15 protein-coding genes are annotated in these 15,597 nt (G+C 65.2%); 3 read left to right on the top strand and 12 right to left on the bottom strand.

The features are described from left to right. Positions 1-25: 25 nt before the first annotated feature. Positions 26-664: a response regulator transcription factor gene (locus CEJ45_RS13525; RefSeq protein WP_088755618.1), complete on the top strand. Its 639-nt coding sequence runs from the start codon at positions 26-28 to the stop codon at positions 662-664. Positions 665-739: 75 nt separating this feature from the next. Here the strand turns inward: CEJ45_RS13525 and CEJ45_RS13530 are convergent, their stop codons facing one another. From CEJ45_RS13530 to CEJ45_RS13555, 6 genes are all read right to left on the bottom strand, one after another. Then, a complete protein-coding gene (locus CEJ45_RS13530) occupies positions 740-1,462 on the bottom strand; it encodes a GGDEF domain-containing protein (RefSeq protein WP_088755619.1) in 723 nt (240 codons plus the stop codon). After that, a complete protein-coding gene (locus CEJ45_RS13535; RefSeq protein ID WP_088755620.1) occupies positions 1,462-1,851 on the bottom strand; it encodes a DUF1987 domain-containing protein in 390 nt (129 codons plus the stop codon). Before CEJ45_RS13535 ends, CEJ45_RS13530 begins: the two co-directional genes overlap by 1 nt. Before the next feature lie 28 nt (positions 1,852-1,879). Further along, positions 1,880-2,443 (bottom strand): SiaB family protein kinase, encoded by a 564-nt coding sequence (locus CEJ45_RS13540; RefSeq protein ID WP_088755621.1) that lies wholly within the window; start codon positions 2,441-2,443, stop codon positions 1,880-1,882. Further along, complete coding sequence (locus CEJ45_RS13545; RefSeq protein ID WP_088755622.1) at positions 2,440-3,711, bottom strand: PP2C family protein-serine/threonine phosphatase; 1,272 nt, start codon at positions 3,709-3,711, stop codon at positions 2,440-2,442. The genes CEJ45_RS13540 and CEJ45_RS13545 overlap by 4 nt, the downstream gene beginning before the upstream one ends. A 115-nt stretch (positions 3,712-3,826) precedes the next feature. Continuing rightward, positions 3,827-5,437 (bottom strand): rhodanese homology domain-containing protein, encoded by a 1,611-nt coding sequence (locus CEJ45_RS13550; protein WP_088755623.1) that lies wholly within the window; start codon positions 5,435-5,437, stop codon positions 3,827-3,829. Then, positions 5,434-6,060 carry a cysteine dioxygenase family protein gene (locus tag CEJ45_RS13555; RefSeq protein WP_088755624.1) on the bottom strand — a complete coding sequence of 209 codons (627 nt, stop codon included), beginning with the start codon at positions 6,058-6,060 and terminating at the stop codon, positions 5,434-5,436. Before CEJ45_RS13555 ends, CEJ45_RS13550 begins: the two co-directional genes overlap by 4 nt. Before the next feature lie 550 nt (positions 6,061-6,610). On the opposite strand from CEJ45_RS13555, the gene CEJ45_RS13560 reads away from it, so the two are divergent. After that, the gene (locus tag CEJ45_RS13560) at positions 6,611-7,471 is read left to right on the top strand and encodes an SDR family oxidoreductase (RefSeq protein ID WP_088755625.1); all 861 of its coding nucleotides are present in this window, start codon (positions 6,611-6,613) and stop codon (positions 7,469-7,471) included. A gap of 132 nt (positions 7,472-7,603) precedes the next feature. After that, positions 7,604-7,963, top strand: coding sequence for a response regulator (locus CEJ45_RS13565; protein ID WP_088755626.1), 360 nt, complete (start codon positions 7,604-7,606; stop codon positions 7,961-7,963). A 3-nt stretch (positions 7,964-7,966) separates the two neighbouring features. On the opposite strand, the gene CEJ45_RS13570 is transcribed toward CEJ45_RS13565, so the two are convergent. The 6 genes from CEJ45_RS13570 to CEJ45_RS13595 form a co-directional block, all read right to left on the bottom strand. After that, positions 7,967-10,489: a hypothetical protein gene (locus CEJ45_RS13570; protein ID WP_088755744.1), complete on the bottom strand. Its 2,523-nt coding sequence runs from the start codon at positions 10,487-10,489 to the stop codon at positions 7,967-7,969. Between the two features lie 8 nt (positions 10,490-10,497). Continuing rightward, a complete protein-coding gene (locus CEJ45_RS13575) occupies positions 10,498-11,772 on the bottom strand; it encodes a DUF3142 domain-containing protein (RefSeq protein ID WP_187697679.1) in 1,275 nt (424 codons plus the stop codon). Positions 11,773-11,889: 117 nt separating this feature from the next. Beyond that, positions 11,890-13,209 (bottom strand): MFS transporter, encoded by a 1,320-nt coding sequence (locus tag CEJ45_RS13580; RefSeq protein WP_088755627.1) that lies wholly within the window; start codon positions 13,207-13,209, stop codon positions 11,890-11,892. Between the two features lie 453 nt (positions 13,210-13,662). Further along, positions 13,663-14,373: a response regulator transcription factor gene (locus tag CEJ45_RS13585; protein WP_088755628.1), complete on the bottom strand. Its 711-nt coding sequence runs from the start codon at positions 14,371-14,373 to the stop codon at positions 13,663-13,665. 165 nt (positions 14,374-14,538) lie between these two features. Continuing rightward, positions 14,539-14,949 (bottom strand): response regulator, encoded by a 411-nt coding sequence (locus tag CEJ45_RS13590; RefSeq protein ID WP_088755629.1) that lies wholly within the window; start codon positions 14,947-14,949, stop codon positions 14,539-14,541. Positions 14,950-15,199: 250 nt separating this feature from the next. Next, a complete protein-coding gene (locus CEJ45_RS13595; protein WP_088755630.1) occupies positions 15,200-15,595 on the bottom strand; it encodes a response regulator in 396 nt (131 codons plus the stop codon). Positions 15,596-15,597 lie beyond the last annotated feature (2 nt).

A 15,597-nucleotide genomic window follows, 5' to 3' on the forward strand; every position in this document is an offset into this window, starting at 1 on the left:
TTCCTATCGGTCAAGGAAGAAAAACATGACAACTGCACATCTCGCTCATATCGTCGGTGGTGAAGATTCCCACGGTGGACCGCTGGTCCGCCTGCTGGAAGCCGCCGGATTCCACGTCGCCCACCACCGCTCGGCCGACCAGTTCCTGCAACAGACCAACGGCAACGCCCCTGGCGGCCTGGTGCTGGAAGTTCACATGCAGAACCTGGATGCCCCGCGCTTGCGCTCGCTGCTCGATGAACGTGAACTGGGCCGTCCCCTGATCGTCATCACCGGTGCGGCGGCCGCCAATGCCCCGGAAGCGCCCCGCTACGGCGGCCTCCAGGAAGAAGGACAACACATCCCGCTGGCATCCACCGCAGAGCACGGCCCCCAACCGATGCTGCGCCAGCAGTTGGTGGAGGCCTTCCGTGGCGCTCTCATGCCCTTCGACGAATCCGGCCCGCAGATGCAGCAGCGGCAGGAGCACTACCAGCGGCTCAAGACCCTGACCCGGCGGGAACGCGAAGTGCTGGAAAGATTGGTGAAGGGACGGCTCAACAAGCAGATCGCCGCCGAACTGGGCACCTCCGAACGCACCGTGAAAGCCCATCGCCAGCAGGTCATGCGCAAGATGCATGCTGGCTCGCTGGCCGCGCTGGTGGCAGCGATGACCCGTTACTGAGAAAGCCGGCCGGTCAGGAACCCGCCCCTGGCTTGCCTGCCCGCGCTACCCTGCATCCATGACGGCCACCGGCGCTCAGCCGGTGACCGACTCCTCCGATTCCACCCGATTGCGTCCGCTGCGCTTGGCCTGGTACAAGGCCTGGTCCGCACGCGCATAGGCTTCTTCGAAATCCGTGCCCGCTGCCGCCCAGGCCACGCCGAAGCTGGAAGTGACCGGACGAGCCGGCAGGCACTGGAAGCGTTCGCCAGCGATGGCCTGGCGGATCTTGCCGGCCAGAACCACCGCCTGCTCCAGCGCCACGCCGGCCAGCAGGATGGTGAATTCTTCGCCACCTACGCGGCCGATGACGCCCTGGCCGGCAAGCCCGGTGCGCAGGCGCGCGACCAGTTCACGGATCACCGCATCGCCGGCCGGATGGCCGAATTCATCGTTGATGCGCTTGAAGAAATCAATGTCCAGCACGATCAGCGACATCGCCGAATTTTCCAGGATCCGGTGTGCCTGCTCGAACACGGCGCCGCGATTGAGGGCGCCCGTAAGATTGTCGTGGCGCGCCTTGTAATCGAGCTCATCGCTCAATTGCGTCAGGCGTGCATTGAGCAGGTTCAGCTCGCGCTCGGTGCGGTCGCTGCGCGAAATCAGGCGGCGACTCTGGCGCATCAGCTGGCCATAGTGCTGCACCAGTTCTTCCAGCGCCGCACGATGGCTGGCGGGCTCGCTGGCAGGATCGGCCAGCACCGCTGTGGCGCGATGCAGGGCTTCGGCTTCGGCCGCAAAAAGGTCGCCGCCGTCCATCAGCTCTGGACCGCGTGATCGTGGAAGACCAGCGCGGAGAAATCTTCCTGAAGCTCCTGGCCGAATTCGAAGATGGTGTCGTCTTCCTCGTCGTGGTACCAGTTCAGGACCACTTCGGTGCCGCTTTCGGCCTTTTCGTTCAGGGCGTCGAAAAGCGAGAACAGCATCTTGGTGCTGGAGCTGTTGAAGTAGGCCAGCGCCACGTTGACGGTAATCGTGCTGCCCTGCTCATCGTCGGCCAGGAAGCGGCGCAAGGTGGTGATGATCTCGCCCCAGAACTGGGCGGCATTCTCGGGATAGGATTCGCCCTTCAGCGAAAGCGTGCGCTGGTCGAAGCGGAAGTCCACTTCGGGAGAGCTGGCGCTGGCGGCGATGAATAGATTGTCCATGATGTCGTGTGTCAGAGGCAGCGGGCCCTCAGATGGTGGCCCGGAGATAGAAGGTCTGCGCGCCATCGTCGGCGGGCCGGGAGAATTCGAAGTCCAGCGGCGCACTGGCATCGCGCGCCACCGTCAGGAAACCCAGGCCCGCACCCTTGCTGTCGGCCGGTGTTTCGGCACGCAGCATTTCCTTGTAGGCGGCCTTGATTTCGTCGTTGGTCAGCGAGCGCAGGTGTTCCAGTTTTTCGCGCAGCTTGTCGGCCATCTCGGTGTCGACCGGGTTGGCGCAATGCAGGAAGTAGCGGCCATCGGTCTGGGTGATGTAGACCGCACCGTGACGCATCGGCGGCTCTGTGACTTTTCCTTCCTTCTCGTGCAGGTCTGCCGAATAGTGCACGATGTTCTGCGCCATCTCGATGAAGGAAGAGAACAACTTGCGTCGGGTCTGCGCCAGCGCGCCGGTGTGCTCGGCGCGCAGCTTCACGGCCTCGGCCATGGCGGCGATGATGGTTTGGGAAAAATAGCCGACGTAGTAGAAGACGATATCGCGCCGTGCGACATAGCTGTGGAACTCCGCCCACTCCTGCTGGATGCTGTTCATGCCTGTGTTCCGTGTTGAGAATCTTGATGGGCGGCGTCCAGGCGGACGCCGAAGAAGCAGATGTCGTCACGCCGCCGCTGCGTGCCCTGGTAATGCGCATGGATGTCCATGACCACGCGGCCCAGCTCAGGCATGGCCAGCTTGCCGTGCTCCAGCAGGGTGCGGCGCAGGCGCTGCTTGCCGAAGGCGATGTGCTTGGGGCCGCCGATCTGGTCGATCACGCCATCGGTACAGACGAAGATCATGGCCCCCGGTGCCAGGTGCTGGCTGTGGTTGTCCCACTGCATGTCGTCGGGCGTATCGACGTAGCCCAGGCCGACGCGCTTGCCTTCGATGGTCAGTACCTCGGTGCCATCGGCCACCAGCAGGAACAGCGGCATCTTGGCGCTGCTGCTGGTGAGGGTACGGGTGGCGCGGTCGAACCAGAAGAAGCAGGCATCCATGCCATCGTCCGATTCGGAGGGCTTGCCGGACTGGCCGTGCTGCCCCAGCACGCGCTTCATGCTGCGGTTGACGTCGCGCATGAGGCGCGCCGGATCGTGCGGGCCGTGCAGTTCCAGCGCCTGCTTCAACGCCGAGGAAGCGATCAGGGTCAGGAACGCGCCCGGCACGCCATGGCCGGTGCAGTCTGCGACCGCAGCAAACCAGCCACCGGGATGCGCTTCGAAATGATAGAAGTCGCCGCCGACCACGTCGCGCGGTTCCCAGACCAGGCAGGCATCGTCCAGCGCCTCGGTCATGGCCGCGCGCGAGGCGCTCAACATGGCGCGCTGGATCACGCTGGCGTAGTCGATGCTTTGCATGACCTGGCGGTTCTTCTCTTCCTGCATCGCCACCAGTTCACGCATCAAGGCCAGTCCCGCACCGAGCCCGGCCAGCTGGCCCTGATCGACGATGATGAAACCATCGGCCAGGGTCTTGTCGCCCGAGGCCACGGCCAGCGCGCCCAGGGTTTCGATGGGGGTATCGGCTTCGACGATGAGGGGGTCCTTGTCCATGAACGCGATGCAGCTCTTGCGCTCGTAGAGCTCGCGGTGATACGGCTTGGACATCTGGGACATGAAGATGTGGCGGCTGATGAGCCCGATGGGCCGCTGCCGCTCCACCACGGGCAGGCTCACCAGCTCCTTGTGCTGGCCGAAGATCTCCAGGACGGTAGCATTGTTCTCATCGAACTGGACCACCGGCACCTGGACCGCCAGCGCTCCCGCTGTCGGTTGGAACAACTTGCTCCCTGTCGCCGGAGTCAGACTGAAATGACTTTCCACCGTGCTCGCCCGCGTCGTGATTTTTGGATAGACCGCGGATCATATTTCATTCCTGTGACAGCAATGTGACGCTGTTAAGCGACAGTCAACCAATTGCACGACACGGGTCGTCTTGTCAAATCACGAAGAACCCATGCGTCCCATCCCGCCCCAGCTGTTCCACCAATCCGAATTCCCAATCGAGATAAGCCTGCATCGCGCTGGCCGGATTGTCGGTACCTTCATAGGGACGGCGATAACGGTCGATACGCGGCGAGAGCAGATGGGCCTCGCCTTTCTCCAGCGGCAGGCCGGCCTGTGACCAGGCTGCGTTGCCGCCTTCGAGCAAGAACACCGGCTGGCTCACCAGCGCCTGCAAATCCGGTACTGCAAACTGCGCCAGCAAGGCGCTGCCGCAAGTGATCACGAAGCGCGTGGCCGAGGGGAAGCGGCGCGCTGCTGCCGCAATCTCCGAGCGCAGCACGAACCAGGCCCCCGGAACATGTCCGGCCACATAACGCGCGCTCAGGGCCACATCCAGCACCACCGTACCGTCATCGGCCTCCAGCCAGCGCTGCAGCTGCTGCGCGCTGATGCGCTGCTCAGGCCGCAGTGCCACCTCCGGCAAGTCGCGCGGGGCGTCGCCGCTGACCGTGAAATCGGCCGCCGTCACGCCGTCGACCACATGGACTTCCCACGCCATCTGCGCCAGCCATGAGGCAGTCATGTCAGCGCGCACGCCATCGTCATCGACCAGCACGATGCGCGCACCGCGCACGGGGGCATTCATCTCGGTTTCCTGCACCAGCTGCCCGCCGGGCGCGGACAGGAAATCCGGCAGATGTCCGGATCGGTATTGCTCGGGCGTCCGTACATCGAAGCGATAGACGGTGCGGTCCGGTTGCGCCAGGTCGCCCAAGCGTGCCAGCGCAATGCGCTTGACGCCCGCCCGGTCAGCGACGCTGCGCGCCTGCCGACGCGCCTGTTCACGCTGGCTGGCCTCGACCGTTTCCGGGAAGCGGCGCGCCTGACCGTGTTCCAGCGCCTGCCCTGCCAGGGTCCAGCCGATGGTGCCATTGCGCAATGCATGGACCGGATTGGGCAGCCCTGCATTGACCAGCGACTGCGTACCGATGATGCTGCGCGTGCGGCCTGCACAGTTGACGATCACACGCGTCTTCGGATCGGGGGCAATGGCAGGCAGGCGCAGCACCAGTTCCGCACCGGGCACGCTGATGGAACCGGGAATGTTCATGTTCTGGTATTCGTCGAAGCGGCGCGCATCGACCACCACCACATCCTCGCCGCTGTCGAGCAGGGCCTGGACCTCTTCGGCCGCCAGCGAGGGGGTATGCCGCTTCGATTCGACCAGTTCGCCAAAGGCCTTGCTGGGTACGTTCACATCCTGGAACAGTTCGCCTCCTGCTTCCCTCCAGCCCCGCACGCCGCCAGCCAGCACGCCGACGTGACTATAACCGAGCGCACGCAGGCGCAGCGCGGCGCGCACGGCCAGGCCTTCGCCGTCGTCGAGCGTGACGATGCGCACATCGCGGCGCGGCAGGCGTGCAAAGGCATTCAACTCCAGATGCGAGAACGGGAAATTGGCTGCGAACAGCGGATGGGATTGCGCATGCGGCGCTTCCTCGCGCACGTCGAGCAGGGCGATTTCCTCGCGCGCCAGCAAGGCGGCGCGCACTTCGGCATAACTCACGACGGGCAGGACGGCAGTAGCGTGTTCTTGACTCATGGGGTGGCAGTTTCGATGGACAGGTCCCAGATGTTGGGCAAGGTGGAATTGGAATATCCCGAGATGAACGGCACCCGCCGACCATCGGGATGGTAGACCGAACGCCGCACCGCGCCGATGTTGGCGCCATAGACGTGGATGCTGACGGACACCTGGTCGGCATGCGCATTGCTGACCTGGTGCACATCGTGCAGGGAGGGCAGGTCCGGCGACACCGCCTCCACCTGCCCCGCCTGCAGGAGCGTGCGTTCGCCTGCGGGCTGCAGTTGCTGGTGTTCCCAGGCAAAGGATTGCGCATGCTCGGCACCGCGCAGCACGCCGATCAAGCCCCAGACCGTGTGGTCATGTATGGGGGTGCGCTGTCCAGGTCCCCATACAAAGCTCACCACCGAGAAGCGCTGCGCCGAATCGGCATGCAGCAGGAATTGCTGGTAACGCTCGGGATGCGGCTGGGCATAGGCATCGGGCAGCCAGTCATCATGGGCGACCAGTTGGCGCAGCAAGGCGGCGCCGCCGTGCAGGATCGCAGCCTGGTCGGCACGCGCATCGAGCAGGCCGGCAAACCCGGTCACGAATTCGCGCAAGCGCCAGAGCTGCTTGCCAGCTGGATGGGGTGTTGACATGTCTCCCTTTCTCTAGGGCCTGTTCACATTAAATCTGCGAGTGCGAGAGGTCGCCAAGCGTTGTCTGCCTAGGCGCGGCGACGCGCCGTGGTGGTGCCACGGCAAGGAGCTGCAACAACGGCAGGCGACGCTTGGCGGCCTCTCCCGGAGGGTTGCCCCCAGAAGGCGCGCTGGCCGCGTTGCACGTCAGGGCTGGTGGCACCACCACCAGCCCTGACGCGCGCCTTGCCACCACGCCTTCTGGGGGCAACGCATCTCGCAGATTTAATGTGAACAGGCCCTAAAACGGATGTTGCGGCCTGCCGCGACCGGGCTGCGCCGGTTCAAAGCACGACTATAAATCATTTGCAGCGCTTTCCATGGGCCTGACAGTGTGTGTGCGCACACCACTGCCGTCAACGAACCGCTGTGCATAACAATATGCGATGACCTCATCTTCAGCCTCTCCGTCATCACCGTCAGTGCGCGACCGCACCCAACTCACGGTGCGGGACTACAGACCGGTTCGTATGGACTTTTTACTATAAGTAATCCATACAAGGAGGACAGCATGAGCGAAACCAGACCCGAAGGCCTTCCGCCCCAGCACCAAACCCATCAACCGGGCAGCGAACAGGAGATGCAGCCGCGCCCGCACAGCGCACCGGCCGGCGAACCCGGGCGACGGCTGGCGGGCAAGGTCGCGCTCATCACGGGTGGCGACAGCGGCATCGGCCGCGCCGTGGCGCTGGCCTACGCGCGCGAAGGGGCGAGACTGGCCATCGTCTATCTGGATGAGGAGGAAGACGCCCGCCAGACCCAAAAGGATATCCAGGCCATGGATGCGCCCTGCCTGCTGATCCCCGGCGACGTCGGTTCGCCCGATTTCTGCCGCAGCGCCGTGCGCGCCGTGATGGATGCCTACGGCCGCCTGGACGTGCTGGTCAACAATGCGGCCCAGCAGTACCCGGCACAGAGCATCGAACAGATCTCGGCCGAGCAGCTGGAGCACACCTTCCGCACCAACATCTTCTCGATGTTCTACCTGGTCAAGGAAGCCATGCCCTTCCTCACGCGTGGCGCGCGCATCATCAACACCACCTCGGTGACCGCTTATCGCGGCAGCAAGCACCTGGTGGACTACGCGGCCACCAAGGGGGCCATCGTGGCCTTCACGCGCTCACTGTCACAGCAGCTGGCCCCGGCCGGCATCCACGTCAATGCGGTGGCACCGGGGCCGATCTGGACACCCTTGATTCCCGCCAGCTTCAGTGAGGAAGAAGTGGCCAGCTTCGGCAAGAACGTACCGCTGGGGCGGCCCGGCCAGCCAGATGAGGTGGCGCCGGCCTATGTCTTTCTCGCCACCGAAGGCGCCTCCTACATGACCGGGCAGGTACTGCATCCCAATGGCGGGGAGATCGTCAACACCTGATCTTGTCTGCAGGCATCGCCCCACGCTACCCCTGCATGCGCAGGCGACAGTTGCCTCAGGAAAACCCCGATGGCGGCCATGTTGCCGCCAGCGCATGATGAGCTTGCCCCATGACTTCGCGCGAGCCCAATCATGCACAAGACCGCCCTGATCGCCACCACCCAGCCGGAAGTCAGCCGCGCGCTGACGGAATGGCTGGCCATCAACGACATCGACATCCAGATCGCCAGCAGCGGCAACGACGCCATCGAGCACATTGCCCTGGACCGCCCTGACGTGGTGCTGGCGCAACTGGCCATGGAAGGCATGAGCGGCCTGCGCCTGGCGCATTACCTCAAGGCGCAGGCGCAACTGGCCGACGTGCCGGTGATCCTGCTGTGCCGCGACGAGCGCGAGATGGATCTGGTCAAGGGGCAGTGGCCGGCCTTCCTGTGTGCAGGCTCGCTGCACCCCGCCCTCATCTCCGAATTGAAGCGCGAGCTGGTCAACTGAAGATCAAGCGACCGTCTTGGGCGCACGTCGGCGGCGCCACTGCGCCACGCCGAATCCTGTGCCCGCCACCGCCGCCAGCAACAGCGCTGCACTGAGGGCGCGATGCTGCGCCACCCAGCGACGGGTGGTGCGCCATGCCTGTACGTACGGGAAGCGGGCCGCGGCAGCAAAATCCGGCTCCACACAATTCTGGCCGAAGTCGGCCGAGAACGGCACGGCCGCCCCTTCCTTCACGTAGCGCAGGTAGAGCTGTTCTGCGCGCGGCTGATCGTAATACACGAAATTCACCCCCTGGCACAGCACCGCCGCGAAGGCTTGTGAGCGCGCGGGCAAGGCATCGGCGGACTTCATGACGTAGTCCGCCGCGATATCCCGGTAATGGAAACGCTTGTAGGGCTTGGCTTCCGTGGCGGCATAGCGCTGGCGCTCGCCGTCTGTCACCAGCGGACCCGGGAGATCGGCCTGGGCCCTGGCTTGCGGGTTGTCCGGCAAGGGCTTGTCTTCGTTGCCATACATGCCCATGCCACGTCCAACACCCCCCGGCAGGCTGCCTGAAAAGACGGTGAAATCCGGGCCCTGTTCATACCCCATGATCTCCATGCCCTGGCGGCGCGCGATCACGGCGGCCTCGTACCAGCCTTGGGCGCGACTGTTGGCGCGCCAGGCATGCTGGCCGCGCTCCAGTGCCTGGCCGTACTCGCGCGCCTTGGCCCGCAGTCGCCAAGTGGCAAGGACCTCACGCCCCTCGGCATCATAGGTACTCTGCGCAAAGCGCTCGTCGCGATCATCCGGGAAATAGGGCAGTGCCTCCTCCACCCGCCCCTCGCGCACCAGGCGTCGCGCAAGCAGCTGGCGCAGGTTGTCTTCCACGGTGACGGGCGACAGGCCCACCGCCACCCAGTGCAGCGAGGACTGGCCTTGCCCCTCCTTCTGAGCCGCCTTGGCCACGGCTTCCGGAGCGGGCATGGGCGAGGCCGGGGCATGGGCATCGACGTAGGTCTTCAGTTCATCGGTGGTCAGTACACGTTCGGCCACATAAGACAAATCACTGGCATAGCTAGCCCCACCGAAATAGTTGTAGTAAGTACCGCGTGACTGGCGCTCGCTCTCGCTGGCCGCTCGGTGGAACTGCGCCAGGGCTTCCACGTACTGCCCTCGCGAGAGCGTCAGCACGCCCTGTTCACCCATGAGCAAGCTGGCATTGGCCGGGTCCAGGCTGTCATCGTTGCGCGGGAAGGCTTGCGCGGCGCGCGCGTAGGCTTGCACGGCGGCGGCGGTGTCGCCACGACGCAGCGCCAGCTTGGCGCGCACCCACCAGGACAAGGCAGTCTCCTGCCGGTTCGCCAGCGTGGCAGCGAGGTCGTAGCGGCCGGTGCGATAGGCCAGCGCGGCCACGCGGTCGGCCCCTTCGATCTTTTCCAGGCCGCGCCGCTTGAGGGCATCGACCAGCGTCACCAGCACGCTGTTGGGCTTGACCTTGGGGCTGCGCGCCGCATCGGGATAGCCGGACGAACCGGAGTTGGGCGCGGACGGATCGTAGTAGCTGTCGCCGTTGCCGCTGCCTTCGGCCAGGTCGCCCACGCGCGCCAGCGCATAGGCCACCAGCAGCCGCTGTGCGACCGGATCATCGATGAGCGCGGCGCTGGTGTCGGCGTGGCCCAGGCTCCATGCGGCCAGCGCCGTCAGGGAATCCCGGGCGCTGCTTGAGCAGCGTGCGGCCTGCTCTGCATACAAGCGAATGGCCTCTTTGAAATCGACCGGCGCGATGGTCTCGCCGCAATCGCGCCCTTCATTGAAATCGGACCAGTTGCAGGGACCGCTCTGCCCCACCAGCATCAGCCGCGCCTGTTCGCCGTAACTGGCCACGGCCAGCCCCAGCGGATCGGGCGCACCGCCCACGGCCAGCGCACGCGCCTTGGTGAAACTGGCGATGGCCTCGGCGCGGCGGCCCTCGATGGCGTGCAGGCGGCCCAGCATGAAGGCCGCCCACACCGCGCGTTCGCTGGCCTGTTGCGGCGGCAGCGCCAGCACCGCTTCAAAACGCTGGCGTGCCGCTGCCAGGGCATTGGCGCGGAAGTCCTGGGCGCCGGCCGTGTAGAGACGAATGGCCGGTGGCAAGGCAGCACCGGCCGCATAGGCGGCCTCGCCATCGGGCGCAGCGCGCATGGCCTGCAAAGCCGCCCACTGTGCGCCCTCCAGCTGCCCCTTCTCGATCATGCGCAGCGAGTGCGGATCGTCAGGCCGGCCCGCGACCTGCTCGTAGCCGCTGCCTTCATCGGCTTGCAGCTTGTCGGCCGGGGTCACCAGATGGGCGGCTTCCCAGGCGAAAGAGTTGGCGGGCGTATTGCTGAGGGTACCGGCGCGGTCATCCAGCAACTGCAGCGGGAAATCCGGCCCGCAGGCCACCACCGTGGCCGCGCCCAACACCAGCAGGCTGCTGGCGGCGCAGGCGATCTTGGTCATGCGGCCCAGGCGGGGCAGGCTGCGCTGGCCCGTGGCACGGGGGGCAGCGGCAGAAAACTTCATGTTGGTCATCAGGATCCCATTTCCAGTGTGAGTTCGGGGGCCGGCGTGCCGTCGGCACAGCGCAGCCATCCGATGGTGCGGCTGCTGCCGGCGCGCAGCAGGCCGGCTTGGCCCAGGCGCAGGTAGCGTCCCCGGGCATCGCTTTCCAGCGTGTAGCCATTGATGCCGTCACCGCTGCAGACGTTCCCTGAAAAGGCGGCCTCACGCGGTGCAAGGTTCACGCGCACGCGCAATGGCAAGGGCAGGTCGGCATTGCCGGCATTGTCGATACGGATATCGGCGGGAGCATTGCTCCCCTGCCCGGCGACCAGCTGCACGGCCAGGCCGCCCTTGAGTGGCTTGCGTTCCAGCACCGCCAGCCAGGTCGACAGACTCCAGGCGCGGCGGTCATCCCCGGTCGGCAGGCGGAACCAGACCAGGCCGGCCAGTCCCGGCGGCGGCGCCGCTTCCACCTCGGCCACGAAGCGCGCCATCACCTGCGGTTCGGCCATCAGTTCGCGCCCCAGGCCACCGGCCAGGAGCGGACGTTCGCTTTCCACTGCGGCGACACGGCCCTGGGCATCCCAGCTCACGCGCGAGCCGTAGGCCGGCAGCGCCACGTGCCAGGGGCGGCGCGTCTGCGCGGCGTACTGGCCCATCCAGTCCCGGGCGCGCTCGCCATCGAAGAGACCCAGGCGCGGATCGAGCACGGCGTGTACCTGCAGCGTGGAGGCATCGGCCACCGCCAGCAGCGATGCCAGCTGCGGGCTGGCCAGCCAGGTCGGCAAGGCGGTCACGGTCAGGTCGGTCGGCGCAATGCGGGCCTTGAGGCTGCGCAGGAAGGCGGTGTATTCGGGCAGGCGCGCCGTGGCGCAGTCGTAGTCGATCTCCAGCGCAGCCGGTTGCAGGCCGCGCTGGCGCCAGGCGGCCAGCAGTTCGAGCAGATGGTCCTGGATCGCGGCGGCATCGAAGCGCGCCAGCTGGCCGTTGATGCGCACCGTCATGATCAACGGGCGACCGGTATTGGCCAGCGCCTCGGCATCCGGTGCGATATCGATCCAGCGGCCGGAGGCCCCCAGTTCGGCGGCCAGCACGTGCCAGCGCGCCACCTGGGCATTGGAGGCAGAGAGCGCCGTGCGCAGGGCCGGGGTCCACTGGCGCTGCCAGATGTAGACATCCTGGGAAAGCTTTTCGGCAGGCAGGGGATGGCGGGAACACGCCGCCAGCAGCAAGGCCAGCAGCATCCAGGTCAGGCACAGGCAACTGCGCCTGGCAAAGCGCGCGGGCAGGAAGACGAGGGGCATGGTCAACGCTGAGGGGAGTTCCGGTTGGCCGGCATTGTACGCGAGGCGAGGCACAAAAAAACCAGGCCCGGTACCTTGCGGTTACCGGGCCTGGTCAGCCTTGCTTTACGGGAGCGGTCAGGCCTTGTAGCCCTTGCTGCTCATCGGCACGAAGGCCAGCAGCACGCCCAGGATGGACAAGCCGATCACATACAGCGCCGGCCCCTGCGGATCGGCCTTGATCCACAGCGAGATCAGCACCGGCGTGAGGCCGCCGAAGACGGCATAGGCCATGTTGTAGGCGAAGGACAGGCCGGTAAAGCGCACCGGCGGCGGGAAAGCGCGGGTGGAGACGATGGGGGTGAGCGAGATGCTGCCCACGAACAGGCCCACCAGCGCATAGCCCCAGATCAGCGACTCGGGCGAACCCGGCAGCTGGCCGTAGAACCACCAGGTCGACAGGCCCAGGCCACCCCAGCCGATGATCATGCTGGCGCGGGTGCCGATGCGGTCGCACAGCCAGCCGATGGCCAGGCAGCCGATGGTCAGCATCAAGGTGCCGGCGCAGTTGGCCTGCATCACCAGCTTGGCCGGCAGGTGGTGCACGGTCTGCAGGTAGGACGGCGTCATCAGGATCACCACCACCACCGCGCCCGACAGGCACCAGGTCATGCCGGCGGTCAGGACGCTGGCGGCGCGGTGTTCGCGCAGCACGGTCTTGAGCGGCAGTTCATTGGACTCCTTGCGGCGCGCGGCCAGCTCGCGAAACACCGGGGTCTCTTCCAGGTAGCGGCGCAGGTACACCGACACCAGTCCGAACACGCCACCCAGGATGAAGGGAATGCGCCAGGCGTAGCCCGCCACTTCCTCCGGCGCGTAGACGCTGTTGATGAAGATGCCCATGAGCGAACCCAGCAGGATGCCGCCGGTGATGCCGGCGGTCAGCGAACCGACGCCGAAACTGTAGCGGTTGGCCGGTACGTGCTCGGCCACGAAGACCCAGGCGCCCGGCATTTCACCGCCGATGGCAGCGCCCTGCAGGGTGCGCATCAACAGCAGCAGGATGGGTGCGGCCACGCCGATGCTGGCATAGGTCGGCAAGAGGCCGATGACCAGGGTCGGCACCGCCATCAGGAAGATGGAGAGCGTGAACATGCGCTTGCGGCCGATCACGTCGCCGTAGTGGGCGATGATGATGCCGCCCACCGGACGCGCCAGGTAACCGGCGGCGAAGATGCCGAAGGTCTGCAGCATGCGCAGCCATTCCGGCATGTCGGCGGGGAAGAACAGCTTGCCGACCACCGCCGCGAAGAACACGTAGATGACGAAGTCGTAGAACTCCAGCGTGCCGCCCAGGGCGGACAGGCCCAGCGTGCGGTAGTCGGAGGAAGTGAGCGGGCGGTGCTGGGACTCGTTCAGAGCCCCGGTAAATTCAGCAGATCGGGCGGAAGTGGTCATGATGGTTCACTAACGGCAAAGCGGGTCGACAGTCCGCCGCCAGCATCACCGGGACCAGGAGGTCCATGGCAATGCCGCAGCGGGCCGGGTGGCCTGCTTCAACTTGTTCGGTCGGGTGGCCGCAGAGGGCATGCCAGGAAACCACGGGGCATGTCTGCGAAGGACAGATTCAGCGGAAAACGTAAAGCGAAGAAATACGATTTAGCGTCGAAACTTGCTTAATGATACCCGAAAAGCGGCGAAGCTTCCGCAACGCAGCATTTCTTGCCGCCTTCATGCAGGGTGGCAGCATCCATGCTGGTTCGGGATGATGTGAATTTTCCTGACCTGGAAAAGCAAAGAAGCCCGCCCGGCAGCCACTGCTGCAAAGCGAGCTTCAAGGGAAGGTGAAGCAAAAGCCGGATTGCACCAGCGCCCTGCCCGCCCATGCGAGCCCGGGGCAGCGGCGCGGGTTCAGGATTCGAGCACGATATCGACCGCCGAGGAGCGGCGCAGCATCAGGAAACCTTCGCCGTAGATGTTGCGGATTTGCATGGGCGCTTCCTCCAGCGAGCGCAATTTCTGGCGCACGCGGTAGATCAGGGCGTCGATGCGATGCGCATCGTATTCCTCCCCGCCCGAACGCAGCAGGTCGAACAGTTGCGTGTGCGAGACCGGATAATTGGGGCTTTGCAGCAGCGCGGCCAGGGCGATGCTTTCCTTGTCGGTGAATTGCAGCGCCACCGAGCCATTGCTGGACAGGCGCCCCGAGCGGCGGTTGAAGGCCCACTTCTCCGACTGCGGCGAACTCTGGTGCGGCGCGGTCTTCATGCGGCGCGCCAGGGCGGTCAGCGTGGCCGAGACTTCTTCCAGCTTGACCGGTTTGACCAGGTAGTAATCGGCGCCGTCGCTCATGCAGCGCACCCGCTCCTCGCTGCGCGTAGCTGCCGTGAGGATGATGATGCCCATGGACGGGAAATTCTGCCGCAACGATGCCAGCTCGGGCAGCAGGCTGCCGTCTGGCAAGCCGATGTCGGATAACAGGATGTCGGGCTGACGACTCTTGAGGATATCCTTGGCCTGGCCCAGTGCCGAGCAGACCGAGATTTCGTAACCCAATTCCCCCACATGTGCGCTCAACGTATTACGCCAGTCGAGATCGCTTTCTACGATAAGTACTTTCATCACTCTTATGTTCCGGACGAAACCTGTTTTTATGACTGCCGGAGCATCCCCGCTCCCCGCCGGGAGGTGACCCCGGAACCATCTGCAGGCGCGGAAATGCTTTCCATAATCACAACGTTATACAGAAAATATCTGCGCATAAAATCATAAAAACTCGCAGATGCCTTACACCTGAAAACTCCACTGGGCGTGGCTTTGCGCGTGTTGGCGCAAGAGCCCCGTGACCGTTCCGAGGAGGTGGTCGACCGAACAGGGTTTGAGCAGGAAAGCGGCAATCGTTGGAATGCGCGCGCTGGCTGCCGGGAGGTGGGCGCTGATCAGCACCACCGGGATCTGGGAAAAACGTTCATGCGACTTGATGTAGCGCGCCAGCTCCATGCCGTCCATGCGCGGCATGCGCAGGTCGGTCAGCACCAGGCTGGGGGCCTGCTCCTGCATGAGCGCAATGGCATCCACACCATCGGCCGCCCCCTTGGCCTGCAGTCCGCCCTGCTGCAATATCCCGCACAGCATCTCGCGCGACTCGGCATGATCTTCCACGACCAGGACGGTCGGTGCCTTGCTGCTAGTTCCCATCACTTCTCCTCCTGCCCTCTATCCCGTACCTGATGTCACGGTGACTTGTCGTGATTGATGGTGATGGTTGGCGACAAAATGCGATATCAGGAAATTCCTGAAAGTTGGACAACATTGCGCTGGCGCAAGGCTGGTGCGCCCTGCACGCAACACAGGGGGCAGCCGGGCAAAAGCGAAGGGGGCGGCAGCACAAGTCCGCGCCCGGCCAAGGCTGAGCTTGGCCGGGCGCAATGTCAGGAAGAGGGAGGAATCAGGAACGCGGCGGCAGCAGGCGCGCAATCTCGGCCAGCAATTGCTCGAAGAAAACCGGCTTGCGCAGGAACAGGTTGTGACTGGATTGCGACAGATCGTGGCGCTCCGGGGCGCCGCTGCAGAGGATGATGGGCAGCGTAGTGCCGCCGGGCAGCGAGCGCAGGGCCGCACACAGCTCCAGCCCGTTCATCACCGGCATCATGCAGTCCGAGATGACCAGGTCGGGCCATTGCTGCTGCGCCTTGGCCAGCGCATCGGCGCCGTGCCCAGCCGTGATCACCCGATAGCCATGCAGCTCCAGCAGCATGGCATAGGTGTCGATGATATCAATCTCATCGTCGACGATCAGGAGCAGGGGCAGTGCCGCCTGCTGTGGGGGTGACACACCAGACATGG

The sequence above is a fragment of the Herbaspirillum aquaticum genome (assembly GCF_002213425.1).
Taxonomy (GTDB): domain Bacteria; phylum Pseudomonadota; class Gammaproteobacteria; order Burkholderiales; family Burkholderiaceae_D; genus Herbaspirillum; species Herbaspirillum aquaticum.

What these genes read in the sequence shown, in the direction of transcription:
- CEJ45_RS13575 (WP_187697679.1), bottom strand. Translation starts at nt 11,772, where the DNA reads ATGCCCCTCGTCTTCCTGCCCGCGCGCTTTGCCAGGCGCAGTTGCCTG.
- CEJ45_RS13570 (WP_088755744.1), bottom strand. Translation starts at nt 10,489, where the DNA reads ATGAAGTTTTCTGCCGCTGCCCCCCGTGCCACGGGCCAGCGCAGCCTG.
- CEJ45_RS13535 (WP_088755620.1), bottom strand. Translation starts at nt 1,851, where the DNA reads ATGGACAATCTATTCATCGCCGCCAGCGCCAGCTCTCCCGAAGTGGAC.
- CEJ45_RS13590 (WP_088755629.1), bottom strand. Translation starts at nt 14,949, where the DNA reads ATGGGAACTAGCAGCAAGGCACCGACCGTCCTGGTCGTGGAAGATCAT.
- CEJ45_RS13560 (WP_088755625.1), top strand. Translation starts at nt 6,611, where the DNA reads ATGAGCGAAACCAGACCCGAAGGCCTTCCGCCCCAGCACCAAACCCAT.
- CEJ45_RS13525 (WP_088755618.1), top strand. Translation starts at nt 26, where the DNA reads ATGACAACTGCACATCTCGCTCATATCGTCGGTGGTGAAGATTCCCAC.
- CEJ45_RS13580 (WP_088755627.1), bottom strand. Translation starts at nt 13,209, where the DNA reads ATGACCACTTCCGCCCGATCTGCTGAATTTACCGGGGCTCTGAACGAG.
- CEJ45_RS13585 (WP_088755628.1), bottom strand. Translation starts at nt 14,373, where the DNA reads ATGAAAGTACTTATCGTAGAAAGCGATCTCGACTGGCGTAATACGTTG.
- CEJ45_RS13540 (WP_088755621.1), bottom strand. Translation starts at nt 2,443, where the DNA reads ATGAACAGCATCCAGCAGGAGTGGGCGGAGTTCCACAGCTATGTCGCA.
- CEJ45_RS13530 (WP_088755619.1), bottom strand. Translation starts at nt 1,462, where the DNA reads ATGGACGGCGGCGACCTTTTTGCGGCCGAAGCCGAAGCCCTGCATCGC.
- CEJ45_RS13595 (WP_088755630.1), bottom strand. Translation starts at nt 15,595, where the DNA reads ATGTCTGGTGTGTCACCCCCACAGCAGGCGGCACTGCCCCTGCTCCTG.
- CEJ45_RS13565 (WP_088755626.1), top strand. Translation starts at nt 7,604, where the DNA reads ATGCACAAGACCGCCCTGATCGCCACCACCCAGCCGGAAGTCAGCCGC.
- CEJ45_RS13550 (WP_088755623.1), bottom strand. Translation starts at nt 5,437, where the DNA reads ATGAGTCAAGAACACGCTACTGCCGTCCTGCCCGTCGTGAGTTATGCC.
- CEJ45_RS13555 (WP_088755624.1), bottom strand. Translation starts at nt 6,060, where the DNA reads ATGTCAACACCCCATCCAGCTGGCAAGCAGCTCTGGCGCTTGCGCGAA.